This window comes from Amycolatopsis saalfeldensis, assembly GCF_900110575.1.
Taxonomy (GTDB): Bacteria; Actinomycetota; Actinomycetes; order Mycobacteriales; family Pseudonocardiaceae; genus Amycolatopsis; species Amycolatopsis saalfeldensis.
The window spans coordinates 79,056-105,093 of record NZ_FOEF01000028.1; the positions used below are offsets into that span (position 1 = coordinate 79,056).

General features: G+C 69.9%; 7 protein-coding genes (1 of these 7 running past the window's edge). 2 read left to right on the forward strand and 5 right to left on the reverse strand.

Annotation, left to right across the window (positions count from 1 at the left end):
* The 4 genes from BMY97_RS48880 to BMY97_RS40635 form a co-directional block, all read right to left on the reverse strand.
* Nucleotides 1-912, reverse strand: the beginning of a protein-coding gene (locus BMY97_RS48880; RefSeq protein ID WP_091628325.1) for a type I polyketide synthase. Its footprint begins 9,993 nt before the window's first position; the window shows 912 of its 10,905 coding nt (coding positions 1-912); the start codon lies at nucleotides 910-912; its stop codon lies off the left edge, out of view.
* A complete protein-coding gene (locus tag BMY97_RS40625) occupies nucleotides 909-7,364 on the reverse strand; it encodes a type I polyketide synthase (protein WP_425425405.1) in 6,456 nt (2,151 codons plus the stop codon). Before BMY97_RS40625 ends, BMY97_RS48880 begins: the two co-directional genes overlap by 4 nt.
* 28 nt (nucleotides 7,365-7,392) lie before the next feature.
* The gene (locus BMY97_RS49260; protein ID WP_143086414.1) at nucleotides 7,393-22,077 is read right to left on the reverse strand and encodes a type I polyketide synthase; all 14,685 of its coding nucleotides are present in this window, start codon (nucleotides 22,075-22,077) and stop codon (nucleotides 7,393-7,395) included.
* Between the two features lie 631 nt (nucleotides 22,078-22,708).
* Nucleotides 22,709-22,975, reverse strand: a complete 267-nt coding sequence (locus tag BMY97_RS40635; RefSeq protein ID WP_091628331.1) for a hypothetical protein — start codon at nucleotides 22,973-22,975, stop codon at nucleotides 22,709-22,711.
* 732 nt (nucleotides 22,976-23,707) lie between these two features.
* Here BMY97_RS40635 and BMY97_RS46530 point away from each other — a divergent pair.
* On the forward strand, nucleotides 23,708-23,887 hold the full coding sequence (locus BMY97_RS46530; protein ID WP_143086415.1) for a hypothetical protein: 180 nt from the start codon (nucleotides 23,708-23,710) through the stop codon (nucleotides 23,885-23,887).
* Nucleotides 23,888-24,075: 188 nt separating this feature from the next.
* Here the strand turns inward: BMY97_RS46530 and BMY97_RS40645 are convergent, their stop codons facing one another.
* A complete protein-coding gene (locus BMY97_RS40645) occupies nucleotides 24,076-25,110 on the reverse strand; it encodes a prolipoprotein diacylglyceryl transferase (protein WP_091628334.1) in 1,035 nt (344 codons plus the stop codon).
* A 708-nt stretch (nucleotides 25,111-25,818) separates the two neighbouring features.
* Between BMY97_RS40645 and BMY97_RS40650 the strand changes: the two genes are divergently transcribed.
* On the forward strand, nucleotides 25,819-26,038 hold a 220-nt coding region (locus BMY97_RS40650; RefSeq protein WP_143086416.1), incomplete at its 3' end, for a transposase.

The window sequence follows — 26,038 nt, forward strand, 5'->3', positions numbered from 1 at the left end:
GTTGACCGCCGAGCCCGCGATGACCGCCAGCACGGAGTGCCCGTTGCGCCGGGCGTCCGACACCCGCTCCAGGAGGACCAGCCCAGCTCCCTCGCCCCATCCGGTGCCGTCCGCGGAGGCGGCGAACGCCTTGCACCGCCCATCCGGTGCCAGCCCGCGCTGCCTGCCGAACTCGACGAAAACTCCCGGGTTCGCCATCACGTGGGTGCCGCCCGCCAGCGCCAGGTCGCACTCGCCGTTCCGCAGCGACTGGCTGGCGAGGTGGATGGCGACCAGGGACGAGGAGCACGCCGTGTCGATCGTGACGGCCGGGCCCTCGAAACCGAACGTGTAGGCCAGCCGGCCGGACGCGACGCTGGTCGTGTTGCCGGTCAGCAGGTACCCCTCGAACTCCTCCGGGGCCAAGTCGAACCGGGAGCCGTAGCCGTTGTCGGCAAGCCCGGTGAACACCCCGGTGCCGGTTCCGGCGAGCGAGGCCGGGTCCAGCCCGGCTCGTTCCAGCGTCTCCCAGGCGACTTCGAGGAGCACCCGCTGCTGCGGATCCATCGCGGTGGCCTCGCGCGGTGAGATCTCGAAGAACGCCGCGTCGAAGCGGGTCGCGTTCCGCAGGAATCCCCCTTCCCTGGCGTACGTGGTGCCGGCTCGACCGGAGTCGGTGGCGAACAGCTCGTCGAGGTTCCAGCCACGGTCCCCGGGAAAGGGGCCGATCACGTCCCGGCCGTCCAGCGCGATCCGCCAGAGGTCCTCGGGAGACTGGACGTCCACCGGATAGCGGCAGCCCATCGCGACGATGGCGACCGGTTCGTCGGCGCGGTCGAGCCTGTCCTCCACCGCACGCAGGCGTTGCCGTGTCCGGTGCAGCTCCTCGGTCACTTGCTTGAGGTAGCCGACCAGTTTTTCTTCGTTCGTCATCCGGCCACCCCGTGGTCGTCCGGCTGCTGGTTGATCAGTTCGAGGATCTGTTCCGGTGTCGACGTCCGGATCCGCTCGGCGAGGTCACCGTCCGCCGGTCGCCGGTCGGTGAGCATCCACAGCAGGTCTTGCAGGCGATCGACGATTTCGGCGCGTACGCGGTCGTCGGCCGGCGGCGCCGTCTCCAGCGTCTCGGCCAGCCGCTCCAGGTCCGCGACCGGTGAGGAATCGCCGGCCAGGTCCGTCGCGCGGTTCCCGGACAGCTTGTCCTGCAGGTAGCCGGCGACCGCCTGTGGCGTGGGCTGGTCGAAGGCGAGTGTGCTGGGCAATCGCAGTCCGGTGGCCGTAGCCAGTCGGTTGCGCAGCTCGACGCTGGAGAGGGAGTCGAAACCCAGCGCTTTGAAGGGACGGTCCGCCGGAATGGTGTCCCCGTCGGCGTGGCCGAGTACCGCGGCGGCGGTGGCCCGGACGACACGGGCCAGCACATCGCGTCGGTCCGCTTCGTCAAGTCCCGCCAGCCGCTGGGCCAGCGGGACCGTCTCCACCGTCGGCTGAGGAGACGTCCGGCCTTCGACGAGGTGGCCCAGCATGGCCGGGAGGCCGCCGTCCCGGACACGCAGAGCAGCCGTATTCAGGTGGGCCGGTACGAGCACCGGCCGACCCGCCTGAAGGGCGATGTCGAGCATCGCCATCGCCTGGTCGTTGTCGAGGGGCACGATGCCTTCGCGGGCGAGTCGGGACACGTCCGCTTGCGAGAGGTGGCGGGTCATTCCCGACTTCTGCCGCCAGTAGCCCCATGCCAAGCTGACCGCCGGCAGGCCACGGCTGTGCCGGTACTCAGCGAGGGCGTCCACGAAGGTGTTCCCCGCGGCGTAGTTGGCCTGGCCGGGGTTGCCGAGCACGCCGGCGATCGACGAGAACACCACGAACGCGGACAAGTCCAGGTGCCGGGTGAGTTCATGAAGATTCCATGCGGCGTCCACCTTGGGCACCAGCACCTTGGTCAGCTGTTCGGGGGTGACAGCGGGGACGGTGGCGTCGGCGAGCACGCCCGCGGTGTGCACGACGGCGGTGAGCGGGTGTTCCAGTGGTATGCCCGCGAGCAGACCGGCGAGGGCGTCACGGTCCGCCACGTCGCACGCGGCGACCGTGATTGTCGCGCCCAGGTTCGTCAGCTCGGCGCTCAGTTCGGCGGCGCCGTAGGCATCTCGCCCTCGGCGGCTGGCGAGGATCAGGTGTCGCACGCCCCGTTCGGCGACCAGGTGCCGGGCAGTGATGGCGCCGAGTGTGCCGGTGCCGCCGGTGAGGAGGACGGTTCCCGCCGGGTCCAGGGGCGCAGGCAACACGAGGACGACCTTGCCGATGTGCCGCGCCTGACCGAGGTGGTGCAGGGCCATCCCGGCGTCGCGGATGTCGAACGCGGTGATCGGCATGGGATCCACGGCACCTGAGCGGAACAACGGGGTCAGCTCGTCGAACAGCCGGCAGACGTGGTCCGCCGGCAGAGTCGTGAGGTCGAACGCCTGGTAGTCGACGCCGGGGTGCTCGCCGGCGACCTGCCGCGGATCGCGGATGTCGGTTTTGCCGATTTCGATGAACCGGCCGCCGGGGCCGAGCAGGCGCAGGGACGCGTTGACGAACTCACCGGTCAGCGAGTTCAGCACCACGTCGACCCGACCAGCCGCACCCGCGCCGAAGGACCGTTCGAATGCCATGGTGCGCGACGAGGAGACGTGCTCGTCGTCCAGGCCGGCGTCCAGTAGCGCGTGCCACTTGCCTTCGCTCGCGGTGGCGAAGACCTCGACGCCCCAGTACCGGGCCAGTTGCAGGGCGGCCAGGCCGACGCCTCCGGTCGCGGCATGCAGCAACAGCTTTTCGTCCCGCTTGATCCCGGCCAGCTCACGGAGGCTGCGGTACGCCGTCAGGAAGGCGATCGGCACACTCGCGGCCTCGGCGAAAGACCACCCTGCTGGAATCGGCGTGAGCAGGCGGTGGTCGGTCACCGCGACCGGCCCTACCCCGCCGAGGAACAACCCCATCACCCGGTCGCCGGGGACGAAACCGGTCACGTCGGGTCCGGCTTCGAGCACGATCCCGGCGCCTTCACCACCCGGCGGGGTGTCGTCGGAGACCACGCCGAGCGACACGACGACGTCGCGGAAGTTCAGTCCCACGGCGCGCAGAGAGAGCCGGACCTGTCCGGGTCCCAGCGGCAGGGTGTGCCGCTCCCCGTCAGTGGCGACGAGCTTGTCGCGCAGCCCGGGACCGGCGAACCCCAGCTGCCAGGCCGACGGCTCCACGGGCAGCGCCAGCCGGTCCGGATCGTCCGCACGGACGATCCGGGGTAATAAGACTTCCCCGTCCCGGATGGCGAGTTCGGGTTCTCCGGTCGCGATCGCGGACGGGACGGCACAGCAGGACGCTGTGCGCCCGTCGATGTCGACGAGGGTGAACCGCCGTGGGTTCTCCGACTCGGCGGTCCGGACCAAGCCGTGCACCGCCGCGCCGGCGAAGTCCTCGACGTGTTCCCCCGGCCGGGTCGCGACGGCCTTACGGGTGAGGAGCACGAGTCTGGGCGCGGCCAACCGGTCGTCGGCCAACCAGCCCTGGAGCGAACGCAGGACACTCAGGGTCGTCCGATGCACCCGTTCGACCACACCATCGGCGTCGCAAGGCGGGCAGGACATCAGCACGACGTCCGGCGCCGGGCCCCCTGCCCGGATCGCGTCGGCGAGCGCCGAGGGGCCGGAGTGCGCCTGAGCCGTCAGGCCGCAGGCCCCGAGTGTGGCGGCGACGTCCCCGGCGTCCTGGCCGATCACCGCCCACAGTCCGCTCGGTTCGACCGGCTGCGGCGACGGCCGCGATGGCAGCCAGTTCACCCGGAACAACCGGCCGTGGTGCCATGCGGACTGCCTGCCCAATTGCGCGGCGGTCACCGATCTCGTGACCAGCGATTCGACCGCGAGCACAGGGTTGCCCGCGACGTCCGTGACGGCGACCGAGACGGCGTCCGGCCCGGTGGGGCGTATCCGCACGCGCAGTCGGGTGGCTCCGCCGGCGTACAGGGAGAGCCCTAGCCAGGAAAACGGCAGCCGGATCGAGTCCCGATCGTGCTGCAACCCGATCACGTGGAGCGCGGCGTCCAGAAGGGCCGGGTGGACGCCGAATCCCGTTGCCGGAACGTCGTCCGGGAGGACGACCTCCGCGTAGAGGCACCCGTCGTCGCGCCACGCCGCCCGCACGCCCCGGAAAGTGCGCCCGTAGCCGTAGCCGCGCTCGGCGAGGTCGTCGTAAAAGCCGGACACATCGACGTGCGCGGCGTCGTCCGGCAACGGCGCCGGATCCGCTTGCGCCGGGGGTTCTGCCGCCGTGAGCACACCCGTGGCGTGCCTCCGCCACGGAGCCCCGTCGCCGTCCGGCCGCGAGTGGACGGCAAGGGTGCGACGACCCGCGTCGTCAGGTCCGTCGACGACCACCTGAATGCGGACCGCTCCACGCTCCGGCAGGATCAGGGGGCTCGCCAGCGTCAGCTCGCCGACTGTGTGGCATCCGCTCCGGGCGGCCGCGTGCAGAGCGAGTTCGGCGAACGCCGCGCCCGGCAGCAGGCAGGTGCCGAACACGGTGTGCTCCGCCAGCCATGGGTGCGCGGCGGTCGAGAGGCGACCGGTGAGGATAAGCCTGCCGCCGTCGGCCGACTCGACTTCCGCGCCTAGCAGGGGGTGGCCCGCCGAGTCCAACCCCATCGCGGCCGCATTCGGTGACACCGCCGGATCGAGCCAGTAGCGGCTGCGCCGGAACGGGTATGTCGGCAGTGGAACCCGTCGTCCTCCGGGAAGGACCGCCGGCCAGTCCACTTCTCCCCCGCCGGCGAACAGCTCCGCCGCCGAGGTGAGGAACCTGTCGCGCCCACCATCGTCGCGCCGAAGAGAACCGAGAACGATGGCGTCGTCCACACCGGCCGCGCCGATGGTGTCCTCCACTCCACTCGTCAGCACCGGGTGCGCGCTGACTTCGACGAACCTGCGGTAGCCGTCGTCGAGCAGCGCCCGTGTCGTCTCCTCGAAGCGCACGGTGCGGCGCAGATTGCGGTACCAGTAGCCGGCGTCCAGCTGCGCGGTGTCGAGTAGGCCCGCAGTGATCGTCGAGTAGAACGGAACGCTCGCGGAGCGGGGTTCGACGGACGCGAGTTCCGACAGCAGCCGGTCCCGGATCGCCTCGACACGCGGTGAATGCGAGGCGTAGTCAACGGCGATTCTTCGAACGCGAACGTCCCGTTCCGCATAAGACGCAACCAGTTCGTCGAGTGCGGGCCCGTCTCCCGAGACGACCGTCGAGGCGGGTCCGTTGACCGCGGCCACGGTGAGCCGCCCCTCCCACCCGGAGAGGTGCTGTTCGACGTTGTCCCCGGGCAGTGCGACCGAGACCATCCCCCCGCTGCCCGACAGGTCCAGCAGCGCCTTGCTGCGCAGGGCGACGATGCGCGCGGCGTCCTCCAGGGACAAGGCGCCGGCGATGTGGGCGGCCGCGATTTCACCCTGTGAGTGGCCCACCACCGCATCCGGCTCGACACCCCAGGAGCGCCACACCGCGGCGAAGGAGACCATGATCGCGAACAACGCCGGTTGGACCACGTCGACGCGATCGAGCGCGGCCTCGTCGTCCAGGACGTCGACGAGGGACCAGTCGACGTGCGGTGCGAGGGCCTGGGCGCACGCGTCCATCTCCGCACGGAACACCGCGTCGTCTGCCAGCAGGGCGCGGGCCATTCCCGCCCACTGCGCACCCTGCCCGGGAAAGAGAAACACCGTTCGCCCGGACGTCATCGCCCTCCCGCGGACGACGCGAGGATCAGGCACGTCCCGGCACAACGCACGGAGACCGTCGCGCAGCCCCGGGGCATCTCGAGCGAGGACTACGGCGCGGTGCTCGAACGTCGCGCGAGTGGTGGCGAGCGAGAACGCGATGTCCACCGGGGCGAGGTCGGGATCGTCGGCTACGAATGTCGACAACCGCTCCGCCTGGTTCCGGAGACCGGCTTCGGACGCGCCCGAGATAACCCAGGGCACTACGCAGTCAGTCGGCTCGGTGCGGATCGGCGCCTCTCTCGCGGGGACCTGCTCCAGTACCAGGTGCGCGTTGGTACCGCTCACGCCGAAGGACGAGATCGCGGCGCGCCGTGGTCGGTCGGCTTCGGGCCACGGAACGGGTTCCGTCAGGACCGACACCGCGCCCGCCGACCAGTCGACATGCGGTGTCGGCCGGTCGACGTGCAGTGTCCGGGGTAAACGCCCGTGCCGGATTGCCTCCACCATCTTGATCACGCCGGCCACTCCGGCGGCCGCCTGGGTGTGGCCGATGTTCGATTTGAGCGAGCCCAACCACAGAGGCCGGCCGGCGGGCCGTCCCTGCCCGTAGACGGCAAGCAACGCCCCGGCTTCCACCGGGTCACCCAGCGTCGTGCCGGTTCCGTGTGCTTCCACCGCGTCGACGTCGGCCGGGGACAGGCCCGCATTCGCCAGGGCCTTGCGGATGACGCGCTCCTGCGACGGGCCGTTCGGCGCGGTCAACTGGCTCGACGTGCCGTCCTGGTTGGTCGCGGAACCGGCGACGACGGCGAGCACCTGGTGCCCCAGCCGTTCCGCGTCGCCGAGTCGTTCAACGAGGAGGAGCCCGGCGCCTTCACCCCACGCCGTGCCGTCGGCCCCGGCGGCGAACGGCTTGCACCGCCCGTCCGGGGCCAGGCCTCGCTGCCGGCTGAACTCGACGAACAACCCGGCTGCCGGCATCACCGTGACACCGCCGGCCAGGGCCAGGTCGCAGTCGCCGTTGCGGAGTGCTTGGGCGGCGAGGTGCAGGGCGACGAGCGAGGACGAGCAGGCGGTGTCGACCGTCACGGCTGGGCCTTCCAGCCCGAAGACGTACGAGATGCGGCCGGATGCGACGCTGCTCGTTTTCCCCGTCGCCAGGTAGCCGCCGAAGCCGTCGGGAGCCTCGGCCAGCACCGGCCCGTAGTCCTGTGCGGTCAGGCCGACGAAGACGCCCGTGCCGCTGTTGCGCAGCGAAGCGGGGGCGATCCCCGCCCGTTCGAAGGTTTCCCACGCGATTTCCAGTAGCAACCGCTGCTGCGGGTCCATCGCCATCGCCTCGCGCGGCGAGATCCCGAACAGCTCCGCGTCGAACTCCGCGGCGTCGTGCAGAAACCCGCCGTGCCGCGTGTACGAGGTGCCGGGGTGGCCTGGGTCCGGGTGGTAGAGCCGGTCGAGGTCCCAGCCCCGGTCCGCGGGGAACGCGGAGATCGCGTCCGTGCCGGTGTCCACCAGGTGCCACAGGTCCTCGGGCGATCGCACCCCGCCGGGATACCGGCAGGCCATGGCGACGATCGCGATCGGTTCCGCCGTGCGCGCCTCGGCCGCCTGCAGGCGTTGCCGTGTCTCGTACAGGTCCGCGGACACCTTCTTGAGGTAGCCGAGGAGCTTTTCCTCATTCGCCATCGACGCTCACCCTGCCGCCGTCGAAATCGTTGTCGATCAGGTCGAAGATCTCTTGTGGCGTGGCGGCAAGGATCTTCGCCGGCACGTCGTCCGCGTCGTTGTCCGGTACACCGATGTCGAGCTGCCGCAGGAGGCTCCGCAATCGGTCCGCCACCGCCTGTCGCAGTCCTTCTCCGTACGCCGGAGTTCCGGCGAGGCTGTGGACCAGCCTGTCGAGTTCGGCGAGGACGGGAGGTGCGCCGTCCGATCCGTCCGGCGCGAGCTTCACGTCCAGGCAGCCGGCCACCGCCTCGATCGTGGGGTGGTCCAAAGCGAGCGTGGCCGGCAGCTGAAGACCGGTGGCGGTGTCAAGCCTGTTGCGGAGTTCGAGGATCATCAGCGAGGTGAACCCCACGTCGAGGAGGCCGCGGTCGGCGTGGACGGCGCCGGGGTTCGAAGCGCCGAGGACAGCGGCGGCGTGGTGGCGGACCAGGTCCACCAGGTCGCGACGGCGTTCGCCTTCAGACAGGGTGGCCAGCCGCCGGCGCAGGTCCGGTACACCGTTGGCGGCGGGCCGGCGGCGACTGCGGACGAGCCCGCGCATAACGTCCCGGAGGACGCCGTCTTCCGCCTGCGTCCGCAGCGCGGCGAAGTCGATGCGCACCCCGAGAAGATGCGGTTCCTCGGTCCCCAGGATGCTGTCCAACAGGGCGAGGGCTTGCTCGGCGGGCAGGGGTGCGATTCCCGCCTGGGCCAGGCGGCCACGATCAGCCACGCTCAGGCGGTCCGCCATACCACCCGTGCCCGCCCAGGCTCCCCAAGCGATGCTCGTGGCCACCAGACCTCGAGCGCGCCGGTGATACGCGAGCGCGTCCAGGAACGCGTTGGCCGCGGCGTAATTCGCCTGTCCCGCCGTGCCGATGACACCCGCCACCGAAGAGAACAGTACGAACGCGGACAGGTCCATCTCCCGCGTCAGCCGGTGCAGGTTCCAGGCGGCGTCCACTTTCGGCCGCAGAACGGCGTCGATCTGCCGGGGTGTGAGGGTCATGAGCACGGCGTCGTCGAGCACGCCCGCGGCGTGGACGACCGCGGTCAGCGGTCGGTCCGCGGTGATGGCGGCGACCAGTTCGCCGAGGGCATCGAAATCTGCCGCATCGCAACGGGCGACGGTGACCTCGGCGCCGAGCCGGCCTAGCTCCGCCGTCAGTTCTTCGACGCTGCTGGCGTCACCACCACTCCTGCTGATGAGCACGAGGTGGCGCGCGCCGTGCTCCCGGACAAGGTGGCGCGCGGTGAGCGAGCCGAGCGCACCGGTTCCACCGGTGATCACAACGGCTCCGTCGGGGTCGAGGCGCAACGGGTGCGACGACGTCGTGACGCGGGCGATCCGAGGCACGAACACCCGGTCGTCGCGTACGGCCGCCTGCGGCTGTCCGGCGGTCACCGCCGCGACCAGCTGCTCCGCCGAGGCCGTGCGTTCGTTGACGTCCAGGAGGGCGAAGCGGCCGGGGTGCTCTGTCTGCGCCGCGCGCACCAGTCCCCAGACGGGCGCCGTTGAGACAGCGGGCTCGTCATCCGCCGGCCCGACCGAGACGGCCTGCTCGGTCACCACCACCAGCGCCGTCGACACCAGCCGGTCGTCGGCCAACCACCGCTGCAGTAACTCGACAAACCGTGTCGTCTTTTCGTGCGCCGCCCTGACGTCCGCCGTTCCGGGCAGGCGCGGGCAGGGCACAACCACGACGTCGGGCACCGGAGTCCCGGCATCGAGTTCGTCCGTCAGCGTGGCCACGTTCCGGTACGACCGGTCGGCGAGAGCGAGGAACGCCGGCTCATCGCGCAGGCCGGAGTCGGAGATGTCGAGCACGGCCCACACACCAGGCGGCGTCCCGAGCTCGACCGGGACCTCCTTCCAGTCCAACCGGAACAACGCGCCCTGGCCGGGCGACGGGGCCCCGCGGAGTCGAGTTGCAGCAATCGGCCGCGTGTCGACCCGGGCTGCGGTCAGGACGAGCCCACCGTCTGGGTCGGTCACGGTGAGCGCGACCTGGTGAAGTGCCGTGACGGACACTCGCACCCGCAGCGCGCTCGGGTTTGTCGAGTGCAGCCGCAGATCGTGCCAGGTGGCCGGTCGGTTCCCCGTTTCGCTGGTGTAGGCGTGGAAAACGGCGTCGAGCAGAGCGGGGTGGATGTCAAACCCGTCCGTGATCAGGCTTTCCGGCAGCGCGATGTCGGCGTAGACGTCCACGCCGTCCCGCCACGCGGCGCTCACCGTCTGGAGGTCGCCCGCGTAGTCCTGGCCATACTCGGCGAGCCGGTCGTAGATCCGGTCGACGTCGATCTCGGTGGCCGTCGCCGGCAGCCGGTGCTCCTCATACCGGAGGTCGACCTGCTCGTCGACCGGTCCCAGGACGCCACGCGCGTGCACCGTCCAGCCACGACCGGGTTCGACCAGGCCCGCCGACCGGGAGTGGATGCCGATCCGCCGGCTGCCGGACGGATCCGGCGCCTCCACGACCACCTGCAATTGGACGGCACCTTGCTCCGCCATGATCGCCGGCGCGTCGACGGTGAGGTCCAGGACCCTTCCGCCCGCGATCCGGTCGGCCGCGAACAGGGCGAGTTCGACCACAGCTGCGTCCGGGAGTGTGACTGCGCCGCCGGCCTGCCACCGGTGATCCTGCCGGGACACCCTGCCCGTCAGCACGACACCTCCGTCGGTGGCCGTGTCGACGCCTGCGCCGATCAGCGGGTGCCTCACCGTCCGCTGGCCGAATTGTTCGGCGTTGCCGGAGCTCGTCGCGGTGAGCCAGTAGCGCCGGTGCTGGAACGGGTAGGTGGGCAGCTCCGCCGCGGGGGCGCCGTGACCGGCGTACATCGAGGACCAGTCGACCCCGACGCCGCGAACGTGCGCTCGGGCGAGTGCGGTGAGCAGGCTCAGGCTTTCGGGCTTGCCCTGTACCGACACCGCGACAACCTCGGGGGAGGTGCCCGAGCCCGGATGCGCGGCACCGTGCGCGAGGGCTGCGAGCACTCCGTCCGGCCCGATTTCCGCGTAAAGGCCGACGCCGTTGTCAGCGAGGTGGCGGAGGCCGTTGTGGAAGCGCACGGTGCCGCGGAGATGGCGGACCCAGTAGTCGGGCGACCGGAGTTGTTCGACGTCGGCGGGTTCGCCCGTGACGTTCGAGAGCACGGGAACGCGCGGCGCCCTGAACCGGATCTGTCCCACGGCCCGACGGAACTCGTCGAGGATCGGGTCCATGTGCGAGGAGTGGAACGCGTGGCTGGTCCGCAGTTCCTTTGTCTTGCGTCCGGCCGCGGCCAGGTCCGCAGCGACCGCCATGACCAAGTCGTGGTCACCGGAGATCACCGTCGCGCGTGGGCCGTTGACGGCCGCGAGGCTCACCTCGTCGCCGTACTGGGCGAGCAACGGTCGCACCTCGTCCTCGCCGGCCTCGAGCGAGACCATGGCGCCGTCGGACCTGGCCGCCTGCATGAGCCTGCCGCGTTCCGCAACCAGGATGCAGGCGTCTTCGAGCGCCAGCGCCTCGGCCAAGTGCGCGGCGGTGAGTTCGCCGACCGAGTGCCCGATCAGGTAATCGGCCGTGATCCCCGTCGACTCCAGCAGGCGGTACGCCGCCACCTCGAACGCGAACAGCGCGGGCTGTGCGTAGGCAGTCTGGTCGAGCAGAGCGGCATCCGGTGAGCCGTTGTCCGCGAACATCACGTCGAGCAGCGGCCGGTCGAGGTACGGCCGGAAATGGGCGCAAACCTCGTCGAGGGCAGCCGCGAAGACCGGGAATGCGGCGTGCAAGTCGCGGCCCATGCCAGGGTGCTGCGCCCCTTGGCCGGTGCACAGCACGGCTGTCCCGCCCTGGTGCACCGCGATTCCGAGGACGGTTGTCGGGGTAGTCTCTCCCCTGCTCAGGGCCTGCAGATCGGACATGAGGTTCGCGCGGTCGCCCGCGAGAACGACGGCGCGGTGATCGAACAGGGCGCGGCTGGTCGCGAGCGCCGCACCGAGGTCGGCCGGCGAACGATCCGGGTGGCCGTCCACCCAGGTTCGCAACCGCCGGGCCTGATCACGTAGCGCCGCCTCGCTCTTGGCCGAGAGCACCAACGGCACGGCAGGGCTGGCGGGCGCTGTTCCGGTCGGCGCTTCGTCCGGCACCGGCGCCTCCTCGATGACGAGGTGGGCGTTGGTGCCGCTGATCCCGAACGACGAGACGCCGGCCCGGCGCGGCTCGTCACCCGGCGGCCACGGGCGAGACTCGGTGAGCAGCGCGACCGAACCCGCGGACCAATCGACGTGCGGGGACGGTTCATCGATGTGCAAGGACTGGGGCAACCGGTCGTGCCGCAGCGATTCGACCATCTTGATGACGCCGCCGATCCCCGCGGCTGCCTGCGTGTGGCCGATGTTGGACTTGAGCGACCCGAGCCACAGCGGGTGATCCGCCGGTCGGTCCTGGCCGTACGTCGCGATGATCGCCTCGGCCTCGATCGGGTCGCCCAGGGTGGTTCCCGTCCCGTGGGCCTCGACGACGTCCACGTCCGCGGGGCGGAGCCCGGCGTTGGCGAGGGCCTGCCGGATCACCCGCTCCTGCGCCGGACCGTTCGGCGCGGTCAACCCGTTGCTGGCACCGTCCTGGTTCACGGCCGAGCCGCGGACGACCGCGAGCACGCGGCGGTCTTCGCACCGGGCGTCCGGCAGTCGTTCGAGCATGACCACTCCGATGCCTTCGCCCCAGCCGGTTCCGTCCGCCGCCGCGGCGAACGCCTTGCAGCGGCCGTCGGGGGCAAGTCCGCGTTGCCTGCTGAACTCGATGAAGCCGCCGGGAGTCGGCATCACGTGGACGCCGCCGACCAGCGCCCGGTCGCACTCCCCTCGGCGGATCGACTCGGCCGCCATGTGCATCGCCACCAACGACGACGAGCAGGCGGTGTCGATCGAGACGGCCGGTCCCCGCAAGCCGAGGGTGTAGGCGATGCGGCCCGAGGCGACGCTCGCGGTGTTGCCGGTCAGCAGGTAGCCCTCGTATCCCTCGGGCGCCTGGTCCAGCCTGGGACCGTAGTCATTGTCGATGATGCCGACGAAGACCCCGGTGCTGGTGCCGCGGAGCGAGGCCGGGTCGATGCCGGAGCGTTCGACGGCCTCCCAGGCGACTTCGAGCAGGAGCCGTTGTTGCGGATCCATCGCGGTGGCTTCTCTTGGCGAGATCGCGAAGAACTCGGCGTCGAAGCCCGCCACGTCGTCGAGGAAACCGCCTTCACACACGTAGGACCTGCCCGCCTGCCCGGGGTCTGCCGCGTACACCCGGTCCAGGTCCCAGCCGCGATCGACGGGGAACGCGGTGATGGCATTGGTGCCGGAGGCGGCAAGGCGCCACAGGTCTTCCGGGGTCCGCACACCTCCCGGGTAACGGCACGCCATCCCGGTGATCCCGATCAGGTCACCGGCGTCAACGGTGGTGGCGGCCGAGGTCGTGCTCCCGGCGCGCTCACCGCGGATCCGAGTCAGCAGGTGCTCGGCGAGTTCGGTGACCGTCGGATGGTCGAAGACGACCGTCGTGGGCAAGCGGAGGTCCGCGGCCGCCGCGATCCGGTTGCGCAGCTCGACCGCGGTCAGGGAGTCGAGGCCGAGGTTTTTGAAGGGTGTGTCGGGATCGATGTTCTCCGGTGCGTCGTGTCCGAGAACGGCGGCGGTGTGTGTGCAGACGAGGTGCACGACCGCGTCGTGGTGGACGAGGTCGCCGGTGACGGCGGGGTGCGGATCGGCGGTGGCGAGCCGGGCTGCGGGCCGGGCTCGGACAAGACCCCGCAGGATCGACGGCACGGGTGCGGACCGCGTCGACGTGAGGTCGAGGCGTGCCGGTACCAGGACCGGGCGGCCGGTACCCATGGCCGCGTCGAACGAGATGAGCCCGTCGTCGTCGGACATCGGGGTGATACCGCCACGTCCCAGCCGCACGACGTCACCTTCGGTGAGATGGCCCGTCAGGCCGGTGGACCTGCGCCAATACCCCCAGGCAAGGCTGGTCGCGGGCAGGCCGGCGACGTGCCGGTGCTGCGCGAAGGCGTCGAGGAAGGCGTTCGCCGCCGCGTAATTTCCCTGGCCGGGCGTCCCGAGCACACCCGCGACCGAGGAGAACAGTACGAACGCGGCGAGGTCGAGGTGCCGCGTGAGCTCGTGCAGGATCCACGCGCCGTCCACCTTGGGGCGCAGCACGCGGTCGACCTGGCCTGCGGTCAGAGCCGTCACCGTCGAGTCGTCGAGCGCGCCCGCGGTGTGCACGAGAGCGGTCAACGGGTGTTCGTCGGGAATTGCGTCCAGCAGGTCGCGCATCGCCTTCCGATCGGCCACATCGCACGCCACGACCTCGACGTCGGCACCGAGTTCGGTGAGCTCCGCGCGTAACTCGGCGGCACCCGGTGCGGCTGCGCCTGACCGGCTGGCCAGCACCAGATGGCGGACGCCGCGGCTGGTCACCAGATGCCGTGCGGTAAGCGCGCCCAGGCCGCCCGTGCCGCCGGTGACGAGGACCGTGCCGCCGGGATCGGGCGGGGCCTGCGGGGTGAGCACGACCTTGCCGACGTGCCGGGCCTGGCTGATGTACCGAAGCGCCGCGACAGCCCGGCCCGGGTCCACGGCGGTGACCGGCAAGGGGCGCAACGTCCCCGAGGCGAACAAGGGGACCAATTCGGCGAACATGCCCTGCACGTGCTCGGGGTCCAGTGTCGTGAGGTCGAACGCCTCATAGGTGATCCCGGGATGGTCTGCCGTGACGACCGCCGGATCACGCGGGTTCGTCTTGCCCATCTCGATGAAGCGGCCTCCTGCTTTCAGCAGGCGCAGTGAGGCGTCCGTGTACTCGCGGGCCAATGAATTGAGTACGACGTCGACGCCACCGCCCGAACCCGCTCGGAAGCGCTGTTCGAAATCGAGGGTCCTCGACGAGGCGATCCTGGTTTCCTGCAGGCCCGCTTCGCGAAGGGCTCGCCATTTCGGCTCACTCGCGGTCGCGAAGAGTTCGACCCCCCAATGCTGGGCCAGTTGCACCGCGGCCAGGCCGACACCGCCGGTCGCGGCGTGCAGCAACAAGTTCTCGCCGGAGCGGATCTCCGCGAGTTCGGCCAATCCGTGGTAGGCGGTCAGGAAGGCAATCGGGACACCCGCGGCCTCGGCGAAGGACCACCCTTCCGGGATCTGTGCGAGCAGGCGGTGATCGGTGACGGCGACATTCCCGGCGCCGGTCGGGAACATGCCCATCACCCGGTCACCCGGCGTCACCTCCGCGACATCCGGTGCCACCTCGGTCACGACGCCGGCGCCTTCGCTGCCGATCGGCGCCTCTCCGGGGTACATGTCGAGCGCGATCAGGACGTCGCGGAAGTTCAGGCCGATGCCACGCAACGAAACCCGTACCTGCCCCGGCACGAGAGGCGCGGCCGCATCATGGCTCGCGACCAGCGTGAGCGTCTCCACCCGGCCGGGAGTGTCGATGCCCAACCGCCACGGAACATCCTCCTCGGGCGGGCTGAGGACCTCCTCGGCCGAAGTGCGTACGAGACGGGGGACGAGAATTCGTCCAGCGCGCAGGGCGACATCGGCCTCCCGCGCGTTCACCGCCTTGGGGAGAGCGAGGCCCGACGCTTCTGACCCATCCGTGTCCACCAGGGTGAACCGGTCCGGATGCTCGGACTGCGCACTCCGGACGAGCCCACGCGCCGCGGCGCCGCCGAGGTCCGCGACGTGGTCGCCGAACTCGGCGGAGACCGCGTTCCTCGTAAGGACGACGAGTGGCGTCTGGGCGAACCGATCTTCGGTGAGCCACTGCCGCAGCAGTTCCACGGTTCTGCGCGTCGCCGTGTGGACGTGATCGGCCGTCTCGGCGTTTCGCGGGTCGGGGAACACGACCAGCACGACGTCGGGGTCCGTCGTTCCGTTCGCGAGTGCGGTGAGGTCTGCCTGGACGTCGACCACGACGCCGGCCTTTGCCAGCGCGGATGTCAGATCGTCCGCCTCCTCGCCGAGCACCACCCAACGGCCGGCGAGTGCGGTGATGTCCCGAACCGCACTCGTCCACAGCACGTGGAAAAGCGAGTCCCGTTCACGTCCCTGTGTCGGGCCCAACGCGGCCGGGTCGACCGGCCTCGTGGTTACCGAGGCCGCCTCGGCTACAGGTGCCCCGTCGGCGTCCGTCGCGATAATGCGGAACTCATTGGGCCGCAACCGCGTCACGCGGACCCGGAGGCTGGTGGCGCAGGTGCCGTGCACCCGCACCTCCGACCATGAGAAGGGCAGCAGGAGTGCCCTGGTCCTGTCGTCTGCCGGCAAGGTGCCGAGTGCAACCTGGAGGGCGGCATCCAGCAGCACCGGGTGGAGGACGAACCCATCGGTGGGGAGGTTCTCGGGCACCCGGATGTCCGCATAGACGTCGTCACCACGCCGCCACGCCGCGTGCACGGCTCGGAACGCCGGGCCGTAGTCATAGCCCAGGTCGGCCAGACCGTCCTGGAGCGCGACCACGTCGAGCGGTGCGGCGTCGGGCGGGATCGACGTACTCTCCGCAGCCGGCCGGGACGGACCTGTGCCGAGGACGCCGAACGCGTGCCGGGTCCAGCCTGTCCCGTCGACGTCCGTGCTGGAGTAGACAGTGAACCGGCGGCGCCCGGTCTGGTCCGCACGCTCCACGATCACCTGGATCCGAGCCGCCTCCCGCTCGGTCAGCCCCAAGGGCGCCTCGATGGTCAGCTCCGCGACGACGTCGGAACCGACCCGCCCGCCAGCGCACAGGGCCAGCTCGACGAACCCGGTGCCGGGCAGCAAGACCGTGCCCGAGACCGCGTGGTCCGCCAGCCACGGGTGCGTCGTCAACGACAGTTTCCCGGTCAGGACCAGGCGGTCACCGTCTGCGGTTTCCAGCGCCGCGCCCAACAGCGGGTGGTCCGCGGCGGAGAGCCCCGCCGCGGCCACGTCCACGACCGCGGTGGCCGCGTCGAGCCAATAGCGCTGCCGCTGGAACCGGTACGTCGGCAGGTCCACCCTGCACGGATCAGATCCGAACGCCGTCGACCAGTCGACGGCGACGCCGCGCAGGTGTGCCCGAGCGGCCGACTGCACGAAAGTCCCGAGATCGCCGCTGTCCCGCCGCAGCGACCCGAGCACCAACGGCTCGTGACCGCCGGAACCGACCGGATCCGCGATGTCCTCGATTCCCGGCGTGAGCACCGGGTGCGCACCGCACTCGATGAACACGCCGTGCCCGTCCGCCATCAGGCCGCGGACAGCCTGGTCGAAGAGAACGGGATTACGGAGGTTCCGGTACCAGTAGCCGGCATCGAGCTCCGACGTGTCGACGGACGCCGCGGTGACCGTGGAGTAAAAGGGAATCTCACCGACGCGGGCGGTGATGGGCGCCAGGTCCGCCAGCAGCCGGGTTTCGATCGCTTCGACGTGCGGCGAGTGGGATGCGTAGTCCACCGGGATCATCCGGGCGCGGACGTCCTGCTCGCCGAAGGCCACGACGAGTTCGCGGAGAGCGTCCGGGTCGCCGGAGACCACGGTGGCCGATGGACCGTTAACGGACGCGACGGTCAGTCGGCCTCCCCATTCGGCCAAGCGGGCCTCGACCTGCCCCGCAGGCATCGCGACCGACGCCATCCCGCCCGTACCCGCCAGCGAGAGGAGCGCCTTGCTGCGCAGTGCCACGATCCGCGCGGCGTCGTCCAGCGACAGCGCCCCGGCCACGTGCGCGGCGGCGATCTCGCCCTGGGAATGCCCCACGACCGCGTCCGGCCGTACTCCGAACGAACGCCACAACGCCGCGAGCGACACCATCATGGTGAACAACGCGGGCTGAACGACATCCACCCGTTCCAGTGCCGCCGCGTCACTGTCCCGCAGTACGTCGACCAGCGACCAGTCCGTGTACGGCGCGAGCGCTTCCCCGCACGCCTGGACCTGGTCCCGGAACACCGGGCTGGTGTCCAGCAACCCGGCCGCCATGCCCGGCCACTGCGATCCCTGGCCGGGGAACACGAACACTGTCTTGCCCGGCTCCGCTCCGGTCGACTTCACGACGGCGGGCCCGGGCCGGCCGTCGTGAAGTCGGTCGAGACCGTCGAGGGCCTCGTCCCGGCTGCTCGCGACGACGACGGCGCGGTGGTCCAGCGACGCGCGGGTCGTCACCAGAGAGAACCCCACATCGGCCAGGTCGAGTTCGGGCCGCTCCGCCACGAACTCCTTGAGCCGCCCGGCCTGCTCCCTCAGCGCCGTTTCGTTCTTCGCGGACAGCAGCAACGGCACGGGAGCGGGCCGCGTCACCGGTGCAGGTGGAACCGGCGGCCGCACCGGCGGTGCCTGCTCGATGATCAGGTGGGCGTTGGTACCACTGATGCCGAATGACGAGATCGCGGCTCGCCTCGGGCGGTCCGTGGCCGGCCACGGCAACGCCTCGGACAGGAGGGATACCGCGCCTGTCGACCAGTCCACGTGCTCGGTGGGCTTATCGACATGCAGCGTCCGGGGCAACTGCCCGTTCCGCATCGCCATGACCATCTTGATGAGGCCACCGACCCCGGCCGCCGCCTGCGCGTGACCGATATTGGACTTCAGCGAGCCGAGTCGCAGCGGTCGGTCCGCCGGGCGTTGCCCGTACGCGGCGATCAGCGCTCGTGCTTCGATCGGATCGCCCAGCCTGGTGCCCGTCCCGTGCGCCTCGACCGCGTCGACGTCGGCCGGGGACAGTCGGGCGCTGCTCAGTGCCTGGCGGATGACGCGCTCCTGGGCGGGGCCGTTGGGAGCGGTCAAGCCGTTGCTCGCACCGTCCTGGTTGACGGCCGAGCCCCGGATCACGGCCAGCACCTCGTGCCCGTTGCGACGGGCATACGACAACCGCTCCAGCAGGACGAGCCCGGCACCTTCGCTCCATGCGGTGCCGTCCGCCGCGGCCGCGAACGGTTTGCACCGGCCATCGGGCGAGAGCCCTCGCTGACGGCTGAACTCGAGGAACATGCCCGGGGTCGCCATGACCGCGACACCACCGGCCAGAACGAGATCGCACTCGCCATTCCGCAGCGCCTGGACGGCCAGGTGGATCGCCACCAGCGAGGACGAACACGCCGTGTCGACGGTCACCGCCGGACCGGCGGTGCCGAACGTGTACGCCAGACGGCCCGACGTGACGCTCGTCGTGCTGCCGGTCAGCAGGTAACCCTCTAGCCCGTTGGCCGGCTCGTGGAGGCGTGGCCCGTAGTCCTGCGGCATCGCACCCACCAGGACGCCGGTGTTGCTGTCGCGCAGCGAGGTCGGGTCGATCCCGGCCCGCTCGAACGCCTCCCACGCCACTTCGAGCAGCACGCGCTGCTGGGGATCCATGGCCAGGGCTTCCCGGGGCGAGATCCCGAAGAACGCCGGATCGAAGTACGCGGCGTCGTGCAAGAACCCGCCGCCGGCGGCATAGCTCGTGCCGACCCGGTCGGGGTCGTCGTCGAACAGCTCGTCGAGGTTCCAGCCGCGGTCGGTGGGGAATCCCGACGTGGCGTCCCTGCCCTCGGCCACCAACCGCCACAGGTCCTCGGGTGAACGAACCTCCCCCGGGTAGCGACACGCCATCGCCACGATCGCGATCGGCTCGCCGTCCGCGACGTCCTTCACCGCGGGTGCAGTGGTGCTGAGATCGCTCTCACCCGATGCCGCGGTTCTCAGGTGCTCGGCGAGCAGCGTCGGTGTCGGGTAGTCGTAGACGAGGCCGGACGGCAGGGGGACACCGAGCGCTGCACCGAGCCGTTCGCAGAACTCCGTCCCGGTGATCGAGTCGAAGCCGAGCTGCTTGAAGGTCCGGGTGGGCTCGATGGCGTCCGGGTTCAGCTGGCCCAGCACGGCGGAGGCGGTCGTCCGCACCGCGTCCACCAGCATTCCGCGCTGCTCGGTACCCGGCAGCCCATGCAGGCGCTCGGCCAGGGCGGGACGACCCCGGGTTCGCTCCTCCTCAGGCTGCCGGGCGCGTGCCGGTCCGGGTGTGTCGAGCGCGACGCGACCTGCCGTCATTTCCGGTCCGTCGAGCCAATAACGTTTGCGCTGGAAGGCGTACGTCGGCAACTTCACCTGCTGCCTGTCCGGCCCGTAAACCGCGTGCCAGTCGACACCTACTCCGCGGACGTGCGCGCGCCCCAACGAGTCGACGAACCGGTCCCACCCGCCGGAGTCACGCCGCAGGGAACCAAGCGCGGCCACCGGGACCGGTTCCTCCGCGGAAGCAGCCACGTCCCGCAGGCTTCCGGTCAGCACCGGGTGGGGGCTCATCTCCAGGAAAATCCGGTGCGCCCCGTCCAGCAGGGAGCGCGTCGCGCGCTCCAGGCGCACGGTGTGCCGGAGATTCCGGTACCAGTAGTCGGCGTTCAACGAGGCAGTGTCGTGCAGGTCGCCGGTGACCGTGGAGTAGAACGCGATCTCCGCAGTGCGCGGTGTGATCCCCGACAGCGCGTCGAGCAGTCGTTCGCGAACGGTTTCGACGTGCGGCGAGTGCGAGGCGTACGCGACCGGCAGCTTCCTGGCGTCCACGCCTTCCGCGGCGTACTCGGCCGCCAGCTCGTCCAGTGCCCCTACGTCGCCGCTCACGATCGTCGAGACGGGTCCGTTGATCGCCGCGATGGTCAACCGCGGCTCCCGTTTCGCCAGTCTGGGCGCCACTCGGTCGGCCGTCACCGGGACCGACAGCATCCCCCCGCGTCCGGCGAGTTCGGCGAGCAGGCGGCTCCGCAGTGCCACGACCCGCGCCGCGTCGTCCAGCGACAGCGCGCCCACCGCGGTCGCTGCCGCGATCTCTCCTTGGGAGTGGCCGACCACGGCGTCCGGGCGTACCCCGACCGAGCGCCACAACGCGGCGAGCGACACCATCACCGCCCACAGCACGGGCTGGACCACGTGATCGCCATGGTCCAAGGTGGGCGCGCCGTCCACGCCCCGGAGGACGTCGGGCAGGGACCAGTCCACGAACGGCTCCAGCGCCGCTGCGCACGCCTCAATGCTCTCGGCGAACACCGACGAGGAACTCAGCAACTCCGTCGCCATGCCGGCCCACTGTGAACCCTGCCCGGGAAAGACAAACACGGTTTTCGCGTTGCTGTCCGCGACACCGGAGACGACGTTCGCCGCCTCGCGCCCGTGCCCCAGTACGTCAAGTCCAGCGAGGAAGTCGTCGTGCCGCGCGGCGAGCACGACCGCGCGGTGTTCGAACGCCTGGCGTGTCGTGGCAAGGGAGAAGCCGACGTCGGCCGGGTCGAGATTCGGTGTCTCCGCCATGAAATCCCGCAGACGCAGAGCTTGGGCGCGGAGCGCGGCGTCGGTCCGGCCGGAGAGCAGCCACGGCGTCGCGCGCGGTGGCGCGTCGCGCGGCCCGCCCGCGGCGCGTGACCGGGCCGGCGGTTCTGACACGACGAGGTGGCAATTCGTGCCGCCTACGCCGAAGGAGCTGACTCCGGCGACCAGTTCCCGGTCCGGCTCCGGCCAGGGAATGAGCTCCCGGTGTACGTCCAGGCCGAGGTCCCGCAACGGGATACGGGGGTTAGACACCTCGAAGTTTCGGCTCGGGGGTATCTGCCGCCGCTGGACGCAGAGCAGGACCTTGAGGAGGCCGACGATGCCGGCGGCGCCTTCGAGGTGACCGACGTTGGTCTTGGCCGAACCGACGAGCAGTGGAAGTCCCGCGGGCCGGGGCCTGCCCAGCACGGCACCGAGCGCTTCGGCCTCCAAGGGGTCGCCGACCTTGGTCCCGGTGCCGTGCAACTCGACGTACTGGACATCCGCCGGGTCGACTGCGGCATTGCAGTACGCCAGCCGCAGCACCTCCTCCTGCGCCAGCGGGTTCGGCACGGTCAAACCGTCGCCGGCGCCGTCGTTGTTGACGGCGCCGCCACGGATGACGCCGTGGATGAAGTCACCGTCCACCAAGGCTCGCGCGAGCGGCTTGAGCAAAACGACACCGCCGCCTTCGCCGCGCACGAAGCCGTTGGCCCGCTCATCGAACGTGAAGCACTCGCCATCCGGGGAGAGTCCGCCGAACGCGGCCACGCTCAGCGCGCTCTCCAGCGCGAGGTTGAGGTTCACCCCGCCGGCGAGCGCCAGCTCGGACTCACCGTGGCGCAGACTTTCGCAGGCCATGTGCACAGCGACCAGCGATGACCCCTGGCCGGCGTCGACAGTCAGGCTCGGTCCCCGCAGCCCGAGGGTGTACGAGACCCTGTTGGCGATGATGCCGCGCTGCAGGCCGGTCATTGTGTGCCGGGTGATCTTGCCGGGGCCGCGCCCGAAGGTCAGTGCGGCGTAGTCGTCTTGAATCGCACCGACGAACACGCTTGTCCGGCTGCCCGCCAGTGTCGCGGCGTGCAACCCGGCGTCCTCGACCGCCTCCCAGGCCAGTTCGAGCACCAGCCGTTGCTGCGGGTCCATCGCGGCCGCTTCCCGTGGCGAGATGCCGAAGAAGTCCGCGTCGAACTCGCCGACTTCGTCGAGGAAGCCTCCGTGGGTCACCGCGCGGGGCAGGTCCCCGTGCGTCTCCGACGACCACCGGGCCTCGGGAACCGGGCCGAGCCCGCTCGAACCGCTGCCGAGAAGTTCCCAGAACGCGTCGGCGTCCGGCGCACCGGGCAGCCGGCAGGACAACCCGACAACAGCGATCGACTCAGCCATCTTCGTCCCGTATCCCCCGTCGTAGGCCAGAAGGAAGTTGATCAGCCAGCTGCCAGCGAGTGCACGCGCGGTCGGCGACGACAGCATCGGCTGTTCGCACCGAATTCATGTCTCTTCGACATAAACCCCGCAAGAAAGCGATTCCCAATGACACCGGTGCAAATCCGAGAGCTATCGGATCAATGCCCAAAAACTCGCGCCACATCCAGTGCGAATGACCACCGAGACCCCGCAAAATCTGCCACGCTTAATTCGAACTAATCGCACGCTACCGGTAGCTCAACCCCTCACCAACCCCTAAGCGACCAGTAAGATCAACACATACTGTGATACACGATCACCCTAAGTGGTAGCTTCGTGCGGTGGCGACATGCTCCGGCCGCGCCCCCACACGCACCGGCAGTACGGCCACGCAACCGCTTCAGTGAAGCGAAGCGCCTGCAGCACACCTGAATACCGAAGCACGTCAACAACCCACGTCAAACACACGACGGCGTAGCAGCTCAAGATTTCCTCGCAAGAGCGACAAAGTGCCGTGACACCGACACGGTGCAGCCGACCGGCACCGGGGTCGACCCGACACGCCCGAAAATCGACAGTAAATACGCGGCCACAGCTCACAACGTAGAAGCTAGTGGTCTCGCCTGTCAGTTCGTCGGGGTTGCCAGGCGATGGTGTCGTTGAGGTAGAGGCCGCAGGCCCAGTCGAGCGTTTCCTGTGGTGTGCCGAAGGGCAAGCCGGCGGGCAGGATGGAGTCTTCGTAGTCGTCGTGGCTGGCCCGGTAGCTGGCGAACCCCCAGCCGCTGGCGGATCCGTTGTATCGCAGGCACACCAGGGGCAGGGTGGTGCCGTCGGCGAGTTCACCGGTGACATAGGCGAACGTGCCGTCGTGACGCACTTCGGCATCATCGAGAACACTGTGCGCAAGTGGCGCAAGCGATTCTGCCTGGCCGCCACTGACGGGCAATCCAACGCCGGTATCACCGGCGAGCTCTGGACGGTGGCCAGTTGGGGCGAGCGTTCCCGAGCGCGGGCCAGCCGCCGCGGGTCTTCCCGGCCACGGTCGTGGCCGAGGTAAAGGCGCTGGCCGCCCACTGCGCGCCCGGTCAGCCAGTCCTGGCAGCCCTTCGCGGGCCTGCGAGCTGCCCGCCCAGGCGGAGCTGCCCGGAACTGGCCCGCGGCATCGTGCCGAGCATCGGCAGGTGCTGCGGGCGCGGATCGTGCTGCGAGGCGGTCACCCGGGGCATCTGTGAGCGGGTGTCGACCTCGCAGTGCGTCGGTAGCTGGCCGAGGACGCGATCAAGCCATGGGGGCATCGCTCGTGGATCTTTCCCCGCGACTCGTATTACGCGGTCAAGGCAGCCCGGGCGCTCGACCTGTACGCACGCGTCTGGAAGGACGAACTACTGGGCGAGAAGGATTTCGTGCTCAGTGCCGATGAGAAACCCGGCATCCAAGCCCGATATCGCACACACGACCCCCTGCACGCCGGCCCGCGCAGGCCGATGCGGGTGGAATCCGAGTACGCTCGTGGCGGCACGCCGCCTATTTCGCCGCCTACGACGTCCAACTTGCCCACGTGATCAGCCGGTGTGAGCCCACTACCGGCATCGCCCCGTTCTCTCGCCTGGTGAACCAGGTCATGACCAGCGAACCCTACGCCAGCGCGCGCCGCGTGTTCTGGATCGTGGACAACGGCGCTTCACATCGCAACTGGGCGGCCACAGCACGAAGGAACAACGCGTTTTCCAACGCTCACATGGTGCACCCACCGGTCCACGCCTCCTGGCTCAACCAAGTGGAAATCTAATTCTCCGCAGTGCAAAGCAAAGCCCTCCTCCCGGACGACTTCGAAGACCTGGACAAGATCGCCGAACGATGCTGACCTTTCAGGCCCGCTACCCCACCACCGCCCACCCATTCGACTGGACTTTCACCCGCGACGACGCCAACCACGGACAGCATGCTCACCCCCGACGAACCAACAGGCGAGAACCACTAGCCGAATGCCTGCACCGCCAGCGCGCCGACCAGCGCCAGCCCGCACACCGCCATCGTCGCCGCCCGGCCAGTTGGCGTGTGCGGGTCGCTGCGCAGCGGGAACAGCAGCTGCCGAGCGAAGGTGTACGCAGCGAGCGCGCCCACGAAAATCGCGCCGTGCACCGACGGCTCGGCGACGAAAACCAGCACCAGAGAAACCACACCGATCACCAACGCGACGGCAGCTTCGATCAACTGGACCGGGAACCTGCGGATCGTCAAGCGACGATCAGACGAAACCAGACCCCACCGGGACACCGTCGGCCTGCCCGCGCAACACCCCGTGAGGAAACACCCGGGCCGGCCGACAGCCATGCCCAAGAAGATCCCCGGGGCCGTGGCGTCCAGCAATGTCCCGACGGGATACCCGGCCAGCAATGATCCGATCACCACGACGGTAAGAGCGGCGAGGAGAAAGCCCTGAATGCAGGCACCCGTGGTGAAGAGATCCCGCAGCGGCTTGCGGTGGAGCACCACGTACCAGGCTTTCCCACCGATGAAACCGAGCAAGCAGCCGATGGCCGAAATCGCCAGCACGACGCCGCTGTTCATTCCCCAGCGCGCGGACAGCGCCGCCTGCAGAACCAGCGCCAGCACCGCGCCGAGCCCGACCAGCACCGGCCAGGAGAGCAGATTCACGCTGGGCCCCTGAGCGAGCACGCCGAACCGGGTATTCGTCGTGACGGTCTGGCTCGGCAGCACACCGGGCGAACCCTTCTGCACCGCGCTCGCGGTGACCTGCCAAGCGCCCGGATTCAGCCGCTCCACCCGCGAGGTGACCCCGATCCTGCCACTGCTGGGCAAGATGTTCTCCACCCGTTCGATTACGTCGAACCGGTCCTGCGCGGCGCGTTTGCCGCGCACCCCTTCGCGCACCCCGGTAAACCGGATGTCGACTGAATAGGGCCGGCCGGCCGGCGCGGCGTCGAACCAATAAGTTGCGGCCGCGACCTGGGATCCCGTATCGGCAGTCGCGCGGTCAAGACACCCCATGAACCCCTCGCGGCCCGGCTCGACCTGGAGCTCATCCGCAACCGCAGCACCCCCCTGCCTTGGGTTTCCTGCCGCACGGACGTCCGCTCGCGGCTTCGGCCGCCCCGCAAGAGCAGGGGGCACGCCGCCGGCCGCACGCTGCTTATCCGGCGAAACCGTGCGGCCGGTTGCTGGCTCAGTCGCCCCGCGTACTGCAGAACCACTTCCGGTTCGCGCGCCGGCTGCGCTCCTGCGCGCCTTCTTTCCCACGTCAAGCTCCTCGACATCGATCTACTACCTTACATAGTACTAGTATCCATAGTCTACTGGCCATGAGTCGCGGGCACCTGAGACTCACCGGATTTCCGGCCGCCGCCGCGGCAACCGCGACGAACATGTCTGTCGCGCTGACAACGCTGCCCGTTGGGTCGATTGACCCGCCTCGGCTTGTGGCCGGAGTACCTGCCGGCCCTCCGCGCTGACGCCGCTGGTCGCGGCTACCACCACCGCATGACCGGTGTTCAACGGCACGCAGCCTCGACATCATCAGCTGCTGGAAAGTCACTTCAGCACGGCCATACCACGGGTTGTTGGCCCGCACGGACCGCGCCACGGGTCGGGTCGCCGTAGGCGATCTCGTAGCAAATCGCCGACCCGATCACTGAGGTTCACCCCGGGTAGTGGACACCGAGTTAGCAGGACCAGCTGTCCTGCTGAAAGGATGTCCCCATGCCTCCTCGCAAGCGCCGGTCCTACACGGCCGAGTACAAGGTCGAGGCTGCCCACAGGGTGATCGATTCCGGCCGCACGATCACCGAGGTCGCCCGCGAGCTGGGCATCGACGCGGGCATGCTCAGCGTCTGGGTCAAAGACGAACGACGCCGGATCACCGCCGCCGAGGTCCACGGCGACAAGCCTCTGGAGGCGGCCGAGCGGGCCGAGCTGCAAC

Excerpts from the sequence above, each read along its gene's own strand:
- BMY97_RS40645 (WP_091628334.1), bottom strand. The coding sequence starts at position 25,110 with ATGGGGTGTCTTGACCGCGCGACTGCCGATACGGGATCCCAGGTCGCG.
- BMY97_RS49260 (WP_143086414.1), bottom strand. The coding sequence starts at position 22,077 with ATGGCTGAGTCGATCGCTGTTGTCGGGTTGTCCTGCCGGCTGCCCGGT.